At 64.3% G+C, this 13,909-nt stretch carries 13 protein-coding genes; 1 reads left to right on the forward strand and 12 read right to left on the reverse strand.

From position 1 onward, the window contains the following. The first annotated feature begins 42 nt into the window (after window positions 1–42). Window positions 43–1,074 carry an LLM class flavin-dependent oxidoreductase gene (locus tag ACVIIW_RS31180; RefSeq protein ID WP_456704203.1) on the forward strand — a complete coding sequence of 344 codons (1,032 nt, stop codon included), beginning with the start codon at window positions 43–45 and terminating at the stop codon, window positions 1,072–1,074. Window positions 1,075–1,328: 254 nt separating this feature from the next. Here ACVIIW_RS31180 and ACVIIW_RS31185 read toward each other — a convergent pair whose 3' ends face one another. From ACVIIW_RS31185 to ACVIIW_RS31240, 12 genes are all read right to left on the reverse strand, one after another. Beyond that, entirely contained in the window at window positions 1,329–2,423 is a 1,095-nt protein-coding gene (locus ACVIIW_RS31185) for a branched-chain amino acid ABC transporter permease (protein ID WP_456704204.1), read from the reverse strand. Then, window positions 2,420–3,286, reverse strand: a complete 867-nt coding sequence (locus tag ACVIIW_RS31190; protein WP_456704205.1) for a branched-chain amino acid ABC transporter permease — start codon at window positions 3,284–3,286, stop codon at window positions 2,420–2,422. Before ACVIIW_RS31190 ends, ACVIIW_RS31185 begins: the two co-directional genes overlap by 4 nt. 7 nt (window positions 3,287–3,293) lie before the next feature. After that, the gene (locus tag ACVIIW_RS31195) at window positions 3,294–3,998 is read right to left on the reverse strand and encodes an ABC transporter ATP-binding protein (RefSeq protein WP_456704206.1); all 705 of its coding nucleotides are present in this window, start codon (window positions 3,996–3,998) and stop codon (window positions 3,294–3,296) included. Further along, window positions 3,995–4,708 carry an ABC transporter ATP-binding protein gene (locus ACVIIW_RS31200; RefSeq protein WP_456704207.1) on the reverse strand — a complete coding sequence of 238 codons (714 nt, stop codon included), beginning with the start codon at window positions 4,706–4,708 and terminating at the stop codon, window positions 3,995–3,997. Before ACVIIW_RS31200 ends, ACVIIW_RS31195 begins: the two co-directional genes overlap by 4 nt. 84 nt (window positions 4,709–4,792) lie before the next feature. Then, window positions 4,793–6,118: an ABC transporter substrate-binding protein gene (locus ACVIIW_RS31205; RefSeq protein ID WP_456704208.1), complete on the reverse strand. Its 1,326-nt coding sequence runs from the start codon at window positions 6,116–6,118 to the stop codon at window positions 4,793–4,795. An 80-nt stretch (window positions 6,119–6,198) separates the two neighbouring features. After that, window positions 6,199–8,028 (reverse strand): FAD-dependent oxidoreductase, encoded by a 1,830-nt coding sequence (locus ACVIIW_RS31210; protein WP_456704209.1) that lies wholly within the window; start codon window positions 8,026–8,028, stop codon window positions 6,199–6,201. Beyond that, window positions 8,025–8,927 carry an intradiol ring-cleavage dioxygenase gene (locus ACVIIW_RS31215; protein ID WP_456704210.1) on the reverse strand — a complete coding sequence of 301 codons (903 nt, stop codon included), beginning with the start codon at window positions 8,925–8,927 and terminating at the stop codon, window positions 8,025–8,027. Before ACVIIW_RS31215 ends, ACVIIW_RS31210 begins: the two co-directional genes overlap by 4 nt. 24 nt (window positions 8,928–8,951) lie before the next feature. After that, complete coding sequence (locus tag ACVIIW_RS31220; protein ID WP_456705316.1) at window positions 8,952–10,034, reverse strand: maleylacetate reductase; 1,083 nt, start codon at window positions 10,032–10,034, stop codon at window positions 8,952–8,954. A 210-nt stretch (window positions 10,035–10,244) separates the two neighbouring features. Beyond that, window positions 10,245–11,132, reverse strand: coding sequence for a helix-turn-helix transcriptional regulator (locus ACVIIW_RS31225; protein WP_456704211.1), 888 nt, complete (start codon window positions 11,130–11,132; stop codon window positions 10,245–10,247). A gap of 198 nt (window positions 11,133–11,330) precedes the next feature. Beyond that, a complete protein-coding gene (locus ACVIIW_RS31230; RefSeq protein ID WP_456704212.1) occupies window positions 11,331–12,227 on the reverse strand; it encodes an SDR family oxidoreductase in 897 nt (298 codons plus the stop codon). A gap of 193 nt (window positions 12,228–12,420) precedes the next feature. After that, window positions 12,421–12,720 (reverse strand): DUF1330 domain-containing protein, encoded by a 300-nt coding sequence (locus ACVIIW_RS31235; RefSeq protein WP_456704213.1) that lies wholly within the window; start codon window positions 12,718–12,720, stop codon window positions 12,421–12,423. 104 nt (window positions 12,721–12,824) lie between these two features. Further along, window positions 12,825–13,901 carry an alpha/beta hydrolase gene (locus ACVIIW_RS31240; RefSeq protein ID WP_456704214.1) on the reverse strand — a complete coding sequence of 359 codons (1,077 nt, stop codon included), beginning with the start codon at window positions 13,899–13,901 and terminating at the stop codon, window positions 12,825–12,827. Between the last annotated feature and the right edge of the window lie 8 nt (window positions 13,902–13,909).

The raw sequence follows: 13,909 nt of genomic DNA on the forward strand, positions 1-13,909 counted from the left end.
GTCCATTAAATCTGGCCGATCCTCCCCACAGAGACCTGATCGATGACTGCACCGCTCGAATTCGGACTGGATACCTTTGGCGACGTCACCAAGGACGCCACCGGCAACATGCTTGCGCATGCCCAGGTGATCCGCAACGTCGTCGACGAAGCGGTGCTGGCGGACGAGCTCGGCCTCGACTTCATCGGGCTCGGCGAGCATCACCGTTCCGATTTTGCGATCTCCTCGCCCGAGACCGTGCTCGCGGCCATCGCGTCGCGCACCAAGCGCATCCATCTCGGCTCCGCCGTGACGGTGCTGAGCTCGGACGATCCGATCCGCGTCTTCCAGCGCTTTGGCACGCTGGATGCGCTCTCGAACGGCCGCGCCGAAGTGATCCTCGGCCGCGGCTCGTTCACTGAATCCTTTCCGCTGTTCGGCTTCGATTTGGGCAAATACGAGGAACTGTTCGAGGAGAAGCTCGACCTGTTCGCCGCATTGCTGTCGCAGAAGCCGGTGACGTGGCAGGGCAAGCTGCGCCCGCCATTGAAGGATCAGCTGGTCTATCCGCCGGTCGAGAATGGTCAGCTCAAAGCCTGGATCGGCGTCGGCGGCAGTCCGAAATCGGTGGTGCGCGCCGCGCATTACGACCTGCCGCTGATGCTCGCCATCATCGGCGGCGATCCCGAGCGCTTTGCGCCTTACGTCGACCTCTATCACCGCGCCTACAAGGAGTTCGGCCGTCCCGCGCAGCCGATCGGCGTGCACTCCCCCGGTTATGTCGCCGAAACCGATGAGCAGGCGCGCGAAGAGCTGTGGCCCGACTACAAGGCGATGCGCGACCGCATCGGCCGTGAGCGCGGCTGGCCGCCGATGGGCCGCGACGAGTTCATCAGCGAAGCCGAGCACGGCTCGCTCTATGTCGGTGCACCCGAAACCGTCGCACGCAAGATCACCAAGACGGCAAAGGCGCTCGGCGTTGTGCGGTTTCAGCTGAAATACTCGGCGGGACCGTTGCCGCATGAGAAGCTGATGAAGAGCATCGAGCTCTATGGGCGCAAGGTGGTGCCGATGGTGCGGGAGATGATGGGGTAGTGGGCTGAGACAGCCCGCCAGGCCGGCGAACGGCCGGTAAGACTAGTCTTCGACCAACAGCAGTTCTTGTTGCCAAAGATGCGGCTACAAGACAGATCAGCATTGCGGGACGGCCGGTACGCATCCTCACAGGACGATGTCGAACGCGTGGCCGCGCCCGTGAAATACGTTTGCCGTGCCAGCCGACGACTCCTGCAATGGCAATCTGAGGAGGGTGCCCGGCACGAGGTCAGTCATAACGGCATCAGGCCAGACTACCCGCTGCGGCCGAGCCAGCGCTGGGTCGGGAACAGCTGCAATTGCCAGCGTCGAGCGGTCGCACCCCACACGCCGGTGGGCATGAACAGCATGATCAGGATGGCGAGCGTGCCGAGCACGACCAGATAGAGACTGCCAAATTGGGCGAGATAGGAGACGAGCCCCCACAGCAGGAGCACGCCGACCATCGGACCTTCGATGGTGCGCACCCCGCCGATCACGACGATGAAGATGACATAGGCGGTCCAGTCGGTGACGCTGAAGGCCGCATCAGGCGAAATACGCGCCTTCTGCAAATACACCACGGCGCCGACCATACCGGTGGCGAACGCGACCGCGATCCACAGCACGTGGCGCGTCCGCGTGGTGCGGACGCCGACGCTGCGCGCCGCCGCTGCGTTGTCACGGCTTGCGGCCAGCGCAAGGCCGTGGTGCGAGCGCATGAAGGCGTAGATGCCAAGCGTGACCAGCACGGCGAGCAGCAGCGCCAGCCAGTAAACCAGTACGTCACGCGCGGCCGCCGGGCGCAGGCCAAGCAGCGCCTGCACCGCCTTCAGCCCGATCATCTGCGACAGTTCGCCGGGCGAGATCGACATCCCGGTGCCGCCGCCGAGCGACTTGAACTGGGCGCAGATCAGCCGCAACGCTTCGGCTGCGACCCAGCTGCCGATCGCGAAATATGGCCCTTCCAGCCGGAATAGCAGCGGCCCGAGCACCGCCGCGACCAGCGCCGCGAACAGTCCGGCCAGCGGGATCGCCGCAACGGGATCGAGCCCGGCCATCACGATGCCGGCAAACAGCGCATAGGCGCCGAGCCCGACAAACGCCTGCTGCCCGACCGATACCAGCCCGCCCCACCCGGCCAGCACGTTCCAGAGCTGTGCCAAGGTCAGCATGGTGAAGACGAAGATCATATCCTGGATCAGGTTGCGCGAGGCGATCGCGGGCAAGGCGGCCAGCGCCACGATCAGCGCGATGCCGGCCAGCGCCGCGACGCGCGACAGCCGTGTGCCGACCCGAACCTGCCACACCGGCGCCTCCGCCGGGCGCTGCTCGCGGCTTGCCGGGATATGGATGCTTTCGACGCTCATGTCCGCCTCGCCGGGAACAGCCCGCGCGGCCGCACCATCAGCACGGCAAGGAAGGCGAGATGGCCGGCCAGGATCTGCCATTCCGGATTGATCCGCCCTCCGATCGCCTGCGCCAGCCCAAGCACGATGCCGCCCGCCAGCGTCCCCCACAGGCTGCCGAGCCCGCCGATGATCACCGCCTCGAATGCGTAGAGCAGCCGCGCCGGTCCGATCGACGGATCGAAGCTGGCTCGGATACCGAGCACAATAGCGGCGATCACCGACACTGCGAGCGACAGTCCGACCGCGATGGCGTAGACATTGCGCTCGTTGATGCCCATCAACTGCGCGATCGCGGGATTATCCGCAGTGGCGCGGAAGGCGCGGCCGAGCGAGGTGCGATAGAAGATGAGCTGGAGCAGCGCGACGGCCGCAACCGCCGTCAGCAGCGCGGTCAGCGGCGCCAGCCCGACGCTCAGGCCAGGAGCGAGCGCCACCGACGAGGATTCGAAGGCGCCTGCCTGCAGCCTGCGGCTGTCGGCGCCGTAGCCGAGCAGCAGTCCGTTCTGGATCACGATCGACAGGCCGAAGGTGACGAGCAGCGGCGGCAGGATGTCGTCGCCGAGCACCCGCTCCAGCACCAGCCGCTGCAGCACGAAACCGAGCACGAACATCGTGATGACGACCAGCAGGGATGCGACTGCCAGCGGCAAACCGAGCGCGTTGGTGGCGCTGAGCACCAGATAGGCGGCAAGCAGGATCAGATCGCCATGCGCCAGATTGACCAGGCGCATGATGCCGAAGATCAGCGACAGGCCGAGCGCGAACAGCGCATAGACGCCGCCGAGCAGCACGCCTTCGATGATGGTGTCGAACCCGCTCATCGCTCCCTCATGCTCCGAAATAGGCCGCGCGGATCGTGTCTTGATCGACATCCCCAGGCCGTCCGCTCAGTGTCACCCGTCCCTCCTGCAAACAGTAGAAGCGATCCGAAGCCCGCAATGCGCGGGCGATGTCCTGCTCGACGAGCACGACGGCGGTGCCGCCGGAGCGGATCTGCGGCAGCATGCGGTAGATGTCCTCCACCACGATCGGCGCGAGGCCGAGGCTGATCTCGTCGCACAGCAGGACCGTCGGGTTGGACATCAGAGCGCGGCCGATCGCCACCATCTGCTGCTGCCCGCCCGACAGCGCGGTGACGGCGCCGCGCCGCCGCTCCTTGAGCACCGGGAACATGCGGTAGACCGCAGCGAGATCCCACGGCGCGCTGCGTTCGCCGCCATATGCGCCGATCAAGAGGTTCTCCTCGACGCTGAGCGAGGGAAACAGCTGGCGGCCCTCCGGCACCAGCGCGAGGCCGAGCCGGACGATGCTGGCGGCGGACGCATCGCCGATCGCGCGTCCCCCGAGGCGGATCGCATCGGGACGGTTCTTCACCAGCCCGGCCAGCGATTTCAGCATGGTCGACTTGCCGGCGCCGTTGGCGCCGATCACAGCGACCGCCTCGCCCTCGTTCAGCTCGAAGTCGATGCCGAACAGCGCCTGGAAGTCGCCGTAGAACGCATCGAGCGCCGTGACATTGAGCAGCACGGTCATGCCGGCACGCCCATATAGATGGTCTCGACCTCGCGCGAGCGCATCACCTCGACTGGTGCGCCCTCGGCGACGACTTTGCCAAAGTTCAAGACGACCAGCCGCTGCACCACCGCGAGCAGCGCATGCACCACGTGCTCGATCCAGATGATGCCGACGCCTTCGGCATGGATGGTGCGGATGGTCTCGACCAGTTCGTGGCATTCGGCATCGGTGAGGCCGCCCGCGATCTCGTCGAGCAACAGTGTGCGCGGCCGGGTGGCGAGCGCCCGCGCCAGCTCGAGTCGCTTGCGATCGAGCAGCGGCAGGCTGCCAGCGAGCCGATTGGCCTTGGCTTCGAGGCCGGTCAGATCGAGCATGCGGCCGCAATGCTGGATCGCATCCGCCTCCGACAGGCCGCCGCCGAACAGCGCGGCGACCGCAAGGTTCTCGAACACCGAAAGATGGTCGAACGGTTGCGGGATCTGGAACGAGCGCCCGATTCCGGCGCGACAGCGTGCCTCGGCCGAGAGACCCGTGATGTCGGCGCCATCGAGAACGATGCGGCCGGCGTCGGGCCGCAGCAGCCCGGTGATCAGGTTGAACAGGGTCGATTTACCGGCGCCGTTCGGCCCGATCACGCCCAGCGCCTCGCCGGAGGACAGCGTCAGGTCGATCGCGTCTGCAACCACGATGGCGCCGAACCGCTTCGAGATGGCATGGAGTGCGAGCATGGTTGCCTACATCCGGTTTCGGCGTAGAGGAGATGCGCAGCAACGCCACGCATCTTCTGCCTTCGATGAAGCAGCTGGCTTGCGCTAACTCAACGCCTGCATGTCGCCGCCGAGCGGAATCTGAGGCGCCAGCTTGTTGTCCGTGATGACCATGTTGTACTTGTCGCCGCTGAGGCGCCACTGGCCGCCGACCAGCGGCGTCTTGGCGATGTTCTTCGCGGCGAACGGCGGCACGGCGCTGGAGCCGAACTCGATCTGGCCGACGATCGTTTCGAGCTTGGTGGCGCCGATCGCCTTCGCGAGCGCCGCGCCGTCGCCCGGATCGCTGGAGCGCTTGATCGCGTCGATCGCGACCTCGAACAGCGAATGCACGAAGCCGATCGGCTGGGTCCATTGCTTGCCGGAGGTCTGCTCATATCCCTTGGCGAGATCGGCGGCGCTGAGGCCGCTGAGGCTCGATTTGTAGGGATGCGTCGGCGTCCACCACACCTCGGTCGAGATGTTGTTGCCGCCCTTGCCGAGCGCCTGCACCGACGCCGGGAATAGCAGCGCCTTGGCGACCGATACGACTTTCGGTTTCAGCCCCTTCTGCCGCGCCTGGTTCCAGAACGTAGTGAAGTCGGGCGGGATGATCACGCCGGTGACGATCTCGGCATCGGCACCACGAAACGCCGCGATCTGCGAGCTGAAATCGTCGGTGAGGTTCTGGAAGCGGCCGGGATCGGTGAGCTTGAAACCCTGCTTGGCCAACACGGGCGGGAAGCCGATGGTGGTGTCGCCCCAGGCGTTGCCGTCGGCATCGTTGGGGAACAGCGCGCCGACCGACTTGTTCGTCGCGACCTGGCTCCACATGCTGGTGAAGACGCCGATCACGTCTTCCAGCCCCCAGAAGTAATGGAAGGTATAGTCGAACGGCTTCCAGCTCTTGGGATCGCCCGGATTGGCCTGCCGGCCGATGAAGTTGGTCTGCCACGGCGCGACGGAAGAGATGCACGGCACCTGCTCGAGCTCGCACTGTGTCGCCACCGGATTGTTGGTTTCGGGCGTGGCGCCGACCACGATCAGGCCGACATTGTCGCGGGTGATCAGCTCCTTGGCGACCTCGGCGGCGCGGTTCGGGTTCGACTGGCTGTCTTTTGTCACCACCTCGACCTGATAGGTCTGTGATCCGACCTTGACGCCATCCTTGATGAACTTTCTGAACTCGCCGAGCACGAAATCGTCAGCTTCGGCAAAGGCCGCCAACGGACCGCTCTTCGGCGAGACATAGCCGATCTTGATCGGCTTGTTGGCCGCGCGCACGGAAGGCGCGAACAATGTCGTCGTGCCTGCGGCGGCGAGACCACCGGCGATGCCCTGCAGCACGCGGCGACGATCGAAAGACTTCATGTTCAATAGATTTTTGGTCATTTCCCCTCCCTTGAGGCAAGCCGGTTTTCAAGCCGGCTGCCGTCCATTCCGTTCTGAACAATTATCCGCGCAGCGTCGCATCACGCGGCGGCGACGGACTTCGCCTGAGCCTTCGCGCTACGGCCGAGGATCTGGCCGAACACGTCGAGCAGCACGTCGGGGGCATTAACTGCCGCCTCTCTGGCGCGCCAGGCGACATACATGTCGGGACGCACCAGCACGCAGCCGTCCTCGTCGACTTCGCTCTGGCGATACCAGTCGGCATAGATGTCGAGCGCGTCGCAGCCCTGTGGACCGATCGTCACCACATCGACCGGCAGGCCGTAGGCCTTCTCGACCGCGGCGGCGGCGGCTTTCCAGCCATCGCCGCCGATCCCAGTGAGTAGCGTGAAGCGGCCCTTTCCGGTGAGATCGAGCGTCGACTTGCGCTGGCCCTGATGCTCGATCCAGACATGCGGCAGATGCGCACCGGGCCAGGTCGTTGCCTGATAATACAGTTCGTGATCCCTGGTGAAGGCCGGCATCGGCGTGCCGTCGGACACTACGGCGGTCGAGCCGTAGCGCTGGTTCAGCTCGACGCCGTGGCAGTTGAACTCGTAGCTTTTCCTGGCGATGGCCTCATAGAGCTTCTTGCGCCGCGCCTTGCCCTCGGTGGTCGGCGCCTTACGTGCCGCGATCGCCTTGCGGGCCTCGGCTGGATCGGTCGAGGCGACCAGCCCCACCGCCTCGAAGATCGGCGGGAAATCGCCGATACTCTTGTTGGCGCGGGTCACGATCTGCTTGCCGACCGGCTGGCGCTCCGCCGAATAGGTCTCGAGCAGCGACGGTGCCGCATGGCCCTCGAGCACCAGCTTCAGCTTCCAGCACAGATTAAAGGAATCCTGGATCGAGGTGTTGGAGCCGAGGCCGTTGGTCGGCGGATGGCGGTGCACGGCATCGCCGACGCAGAAGACGCGACCGGACGAATAGTGGCCGGCATACATCTCGTTCACGGTCCAGGTCGAGGTGGAGCGGACCTTGACCTCCAGCGCCTCGTCGCCGACGAGATTGCGCACGATCGAGATCGCCTCGTCATTGCTGAGCTTGCGCTCGCCCTGCTCGATGTCGTAGCCCCAGATGATCAGCCATTCGTTCCACGGCCGCACCATGCGGATCAGGCCGGCACCGATGCCGCCAATCTCAGCGCCAGGCTGCAGCACCCAGTACAGCACGCTCGGCCGGTGTGCGACGTATTTGCTCAAGTCGGCCTGCACGATGATGTTCATGCTGCCGGCGCGACCCATCTGCCCCTCCATCGGCAGCCCGATCACCTCGGCAACCCGGCTGCGGCCGCCATCGGCGCCGATCAGATACTTCGCGCGGATCTGGTAGGTCTCCCCGGATAGCCGATCCTTCACCGTTGCCGTGACGCCGTCGGCATCCTGCACCAGGTCGACGAACTCGGTGTTGAAGCAGAGCGAAGTGCCGCGCTGGCCGGCGGCCTCGATCAGGATCGGCTCGAGCAAATTCTGCGGCAGGTCGCAGATCCGGGTCGGGCTGGCGAGATCGTAATCCGCCTTGCGCGAGGGATGATTGCCCCAGGAATAGAGCCGACCGAACTCCTCGCCGGCGAGACTTTCACAGAACACGTTGTTGGCCATCAGATGCTGCGGCACCGCCTGCGCCACCGCCTTGTCCTCGAGGCCGAGATCGCGCAGAACCTCCATCGCACGCTGGTTGGTGATGTGGGCGCGCGGCGTGTCAGCCAGCCAGCCATATTTCGTCACCAAGATGTGCTTGACGCCGTACATGCCGAGCAGGGCCGCCGCCGTCGCGCCGGCCGGGCCGCTGCCGACGACAAGCACATCGGTCTCAACAGGTTTGCTGGTCATCATGCTCTCCTTGGTCGTGTTGTTGGTTGCGATCGTCATTCCGCGGCCATCATCGGCCGGGGCACCAAACCTGCGCCGGGCTTCATCTGGAAGTCGTAGGTCATCAGGTGCCACGGGCCGGAGACCCGCTCGCCGTTCGGCAGCGCTGCTTCGTTGCGCGGCTCGACGCGCGCGATGAGTTCGTCCTTGACGCCGAACACCACGTCGCTGCGCAGATATTGGTCGCCATCGAGGAAGACGTGGGTGATCAGCGGCTCGTAGCCTTCGGCCTTGACCAGGAAGTGCACATGCGCGGGGCGCATCGGGTGACGCTGCGTGGCGGTGATGAGATCGCCGACCGGGCCGTCGGTCGGGATCGGATAGCTGCACGGCAAGATTGTGCGGAACGAGAAGCGGCCGTCAGCATCGGTGACGAAGCGCGCGCGCAGCGACGGCCCGTGGGCCGCATAATCGGCCTTCTGCGAATCGTAGAAGCCGTCATCGTCGGCATGCCAGACGTCGATCTCGGCACCGGCAAGCGGCTTGCCGGCGAGGTCGGTGACGCGGCTCTGCACGAACATCACCTCACCGTCGATGCCCTCGGAGATATTACCACCGTGCGGCGTCACGCGGTGCTCGCCGACATAGAACGGGCCGAGCACCGTGGTCTCGGTTGCGCCCTCGCGCTCACGGTGATTGACGGCGTCGACCAGCATCGAGACGCCGAGCACGTCGGAGAGCAGGATGAACTCCTGGCGCAGCGGCGTGCAGGTCCGACCGGTGCGGGTCAGGAACTCGATCGCCTGATTCCATTCCTCGAAGGTGAGTTCGGTGCGGCGCACCAGATCGTGGAGCGATTTCACCGTCTCCTCGATGAGGAACTTCAGCCGCTTGTTCGGCGTGTTGGCGAAGCTGCGAACCACCTCGTCAGTGAGGTCATGCTCGTTGAAATTGGCCATCGTGTTGTCCTTGATCCCTGAGGTTCAGTCCTGCGCGGGCGCTTCGCCGCGCCAAGCTGCCGCGATCAATTGCTCGATCGGGGCGCGATCAATCGGTCTTGGATTGGCATATGGCTTGCGCACCGCCATCTCCGCAGCGCGTGCGATGCCGTCCTCGGGCATTCCGATGTCGGCGAGCGCGCGTGGCAGCGCGAGCTTCCGAGCAAGGTCAAACAGGCCCTGCGGAGCATTGGCGCTGTGCAGCGCCCGCGCGGCTCGAGTCATGGCCTCGGGCGCGGCGGCGGCGTTGTAGGCGGCGGCGTGTGGCAGCACGATCGCGTGAGTTTCGGCATGCGGCAGGTTGAACATGCCGCCCAGCACGTGGCAGAGCTTGTGGTGCAGCGACATGCCGACCGCGCCGAGGCAGACGCCGCACAGCCATGCACCATAGAGCGCATCGCGACGGGCGCCGGGATCGGCGGGCGCCACCATGATGCGCGGCAGCGCGCGGGCGAGCGCGGCGATGCCATCCTCCGCCATCAGCGAGGTCAGGGGATTGGCGTCGGGCGCATAAAGCGCCTCGACGGCGTGGGCGATCGCGTTCAGGCCGCTGGCAGCGGAGATGTGCGGCGGCAGGCTGACGGTGAGATCGACGTCGTAGATGACGGTATCAGGCACCAGATCCTGGGAATGCTGCGTGGTCTTGATGCCGTTGCTGGTCTCGCCAAGAATCGGCGTCATCTCGGAGCCGGCATAGGTGGTCGGCATCGCGATATGCGGCAACCCCGTGCGCAGCGAGAGCGCCTTGCCGAGTCCGATCGTCGAGCCGCCGCCGATCGCGACCAGCCCGTCGATGTCGCGGGACTCCACAATCCGAAGCGCTTCGTTGGTGACTTCAACCGGCGTATGCATGCGGGCGCCGGTAAACAGTCCGGCGAGCCTGTCGCCGAGGCCTGTGCCGAGCCGTCGCCCGAGGTCGTGCTGCTCGCTTGTGGTGAGCACCAACGCCCGCTTGATGCCGAGGCGCTCTGCCTCCTCGCCGAGTCGCCCCGAGGTGCCGGTACCGAACAGGACGCGATATTGCTGCGAGCAATAAGCAAACGCGCCCTTCCCCGCACCACCGGCCATCACAACGGACGCGGCTCCGGCATCGGCCAGCGCGATGCTCATGGCAATCCTCCCAAGCCGCCGAACCGGCGATCTCATGTCGTTGGGAGGAAGCTAGGGGCGGGCTGGCGCGGCGGGCCTGCACGAAACCGAAGAAAATCTGCACAAAACCGGAAAAATAATGCAGGGCTGAATCGGACCTTCGACCGCCGGGGCCGCGATCAGCGGAAGCTAGTGGCTGTGTCGGTATCGTCCGGGTGTTATGCCAGTAAAGCGGCGGAACATCCGCGTGAAATGCTCTTGATGGGAGAAGCCGCAAGCCAGCGCGATCTCGGCCAGACTCAGGGTCTCGTCGGCAAGCAGCGCCCTGGCGCGCTCTATGCGCAAATTGAGCACGTATTGATAAGGCGAGACGCCGCTGGTCGCCTTGAAAAGCCGCACGAAATACTCGGTGCTGCGGCCACACAGCTGCGCCAGCTGGTCGAGCCGGATATCGCTGTCGATGTTGGCATCAACGAATTCGCGGATCCGCGCCATCTGCTTGACGCTGAGCAGGTTTGGATGCTTGCCGGCCTCCACGCTCGGCTTGTGGAAATTAATCGCGACAAAGCGGTTGGCAATCGCCTGCGCGATCGGATCGACGAATAGCGACGAGGCCGGCAGGCCGCCGGTGATGGTATCGCCGATCGCCGCGGCGAGATGCTCGAGCACAGCGTCCTGATCGCCGAGCATCGGCGCGAGGCCGCCGATCACGCCGGCTGCCCCGTCAGGGCCGGCGAAAAGGTCGGAACGCAGATAGATGTGCGTGGATTCCAGCGGCTCGCGCAGGAGCACGTTGCATGCATGGCCCGCCGGCAGGAAGAAAACGCCACCGCGCGGGATGTGCCGAGCAACCGACTTGCCGTCCATCACATACGTGATGTCGACCGGGCCGCCCCGATGTAGCACCATCAGATTGTCTGAAAGTGCGTGGAAGTGCCCATCAAACGGCCGTTCGCGCTGGACCGAGGCAAACGCCGATGACCAGCCGAGCCCTTCGCTCGAGCCGCGGAATTCGGCCTGGAAGCGGTTCAGGATCCCGTGCGTCTCCTGCACCCCAAAATTCGACGTCGCCTGCATCCGACAGACCAAGGGCTCGCGGCTTCGGTGCCGCGGAGTAAAACCCAATGGCCCTCAATTTTCAATCCAATCGCTTCCATCGTTGCTGCAGCGCAATGTCAACACCGGCAACACAGTTCGAAGCTCTCTGAGATTCGTTGCAGGGCGGGACGGCGTCCAATGGAGATCGGTGCGGTCCTCGCGCGCCAGATCGAAGTTCTAACCAATGCTTGCAGCCAAGCGCTTGGCCTCCGTCGTCGCTTGCCGGCGCATCGCTTCGAACTGTTGCCGCTTCGGATCGACGTCTCGATCGGTGGGGAACGACCGAAGTATCTCTCCGAACGACTCTGCGACTTCGTCTTTGAATTCGCCGTGCGGAAGAATGTATGGCTCGTTCCCGACGATTCCTTCGACCACCCGTTCGCCTACGGCGAGAGGGTCCATTCCGGCTTCCAACGGCGAACCGCCGGCCGCGAACGGGCCGCCCGCCGATTGAGCAGAACCGAACGTGTTGAGGTGAAGCGTCGTGTCGACGAGATTGCTGCGAACCAGGCCGGGGCAAAGGAGCGAAACGCCAATGTTGTGCGGTCCGAGTGCCATTCGCAACGACTCCGTCAGGCCGCGCACCGCGAATTTGGATGTCGAGTAAATGCCGCCGGGATTGGGAAGAGCGAGGATGCCGGCCATCGAGGAGGTGTTGACGATGTGACCACCTTCTCCATGCGCCCGAATCCGGGGAACGAACGTCGCGACGCCGTTGACGACGCCCCCGACGTTGATGTTCATCACAAAATCCCAATCCGCGAAGCTCGCGTCTTCCATGGGCACCATGCTCGATACGCCTGCATTGTTGCAGAGTATGTGGACCCTGCCGAATACCTTCTCGGTCTCCGTCGCCGCTCGTGCCATTGACTCGCGGTCGGCAACGTCCAGACGGATCAGATGGTAGTTCTTGTTGGAGCGATCGAGGGCGGAAGCCGCCGCATCGAGATGCGATTGACGGACGTCCGCGACAACGACCTTCACCCCATGTTGCAGGAACGCGCGGGCCATTCCGAACCCGATCCCACTCGCGCCTCCCGTGATGAACGCGACCTTATTTTCGATATCTTTCATTTGATGGTGCTCCTGAATCCTTGCGCACGCCCCTCGACGTCATCGCGCCTTCTCGAGCATGAGCGAGAAGGTGGAGTGCAATCCCCGCCACTACGGCCACGGATACCGACCGGCATACTGTGGAACGAATTAGCGTCTCCACCTCCGGCTAGGCTCTTAATCGTAAGTTGCCAGACCCCGCCGCGGATCGCTGTTAGTCCTCGTGGCCCTCGATCATGACGAAATCGGAGGTGCTGGCTTCGTCGCGAATCTTGGCCGCCGCCTGATACTCGGGTGAGTCGTAGCAGGCCTTGGCCATTGCGTAGCTTTCAAACTCGATGACGACGTGGCGACGCCCTTGAAGTGCGTCGCCGTGCACTTCGCATGCGCCGTTTCGGACAAGGAACCGCGCCCCGTACTTCTTCAATGGCACGGCGTTGGCCGCGATGTAGTCCTTGTAGCGCTCCGGGCTCGTGACGTTGATGTGACCAACCCAATATCCCTTCTTCGCCATCTCGCACTCCTCCTGCGCTAACGGTCTGCTGACAAACCGGACCACTCACTGGCACCTACCAGCCGCTGCTTCACCACAAGATGCGGCGGCGGGAAGAATCGAATTTATGTTGGCCGTGACCCCACATATTCCGAGATCCATCTTTCCAGGAAAGCAGCGATGTCATCGCTGTTCCTTTCCTGCATCATCAGGTGGCCGTTGCCGCGCAGGCCATGGTCCTCGAGCCGCAGGTGGACGGCTCGCACGCCCGCCTGAACGAGATAGTCGACGGTGCCGTGGTCGTGCATGGACCAGGCCGACGCCTCCGATGTCACGACAGCAACGGGCATCGATGCGAGGTTGGGAAGGCGCCTCGCCGGCTCTTTCTGAACGAAGCAGTCCGCCAGCCCAGGTTTCGAAGCCTTGCGGATTTCGCGCCGCAGTTCAGTTGGGTCTTTGAGGGGCGGATCGAACGTCATCGGGATCGCAGTGAGTCCGTAAGAGAGGTCGCCCAGCCCCATCGGCAATTGGGCGAAAGGCGGCCCCATTGGCTCAACCGCCACGATGCCTTTCACCAGGTGCGGTCGACTATCTGCCACGAGCCAACCGAAGGGCGCTCCCATGGAATGGGTGAGCAGGATCGCCGGACCAATGCGATCCAGCAATTCGGCTCCGGCTCGCTGCATAAGCTGTTGCGTCTGTGCCAAAGAGACAAGGAATGGACCTTGCGTCGCGATGAATTGGTCCAGAACTGGATCGCCGACGACACCAGAGCCAGGCCACTGATCATGCTTCTGCGCATTCGGCCAGCTGTTCGGCTGCTTGCCGGGCGCGGTAAACAACGTCATGGCAAATTCGTAAGTCAGCGGAGGTGTCATGGGACCCAGAGCCTCCGGATGCAGGGGTGAGCGACCATGCCCTGGGCGGTCGACGACATAGACCGGGTAACCCTGTTTCAGAAAGTAAGTGGCCCATCCCGGCCGTCCGTCGGGAGTACCGAGAAAATCCGTTCCCTGCCCCCCACCTCCATGCACCATCACGATGGGATATGGATGCCGGATGTGTTCCGGGATCTGATACTGCACGAACATCTGGCCCGCAGCGATGGTGCCATTCGGTGTCTTCTGGCGGACCAAACCGGTCCAAAAGAATCCCTGATCTGCCAGCACCAAGGGAGCAGTTTTAGCTTCAGTCTGGGTCACGTCCCCCT

Source organism: Bradyrhizobium sp. USDA 4449 (genome assembly GCF_054056275.1).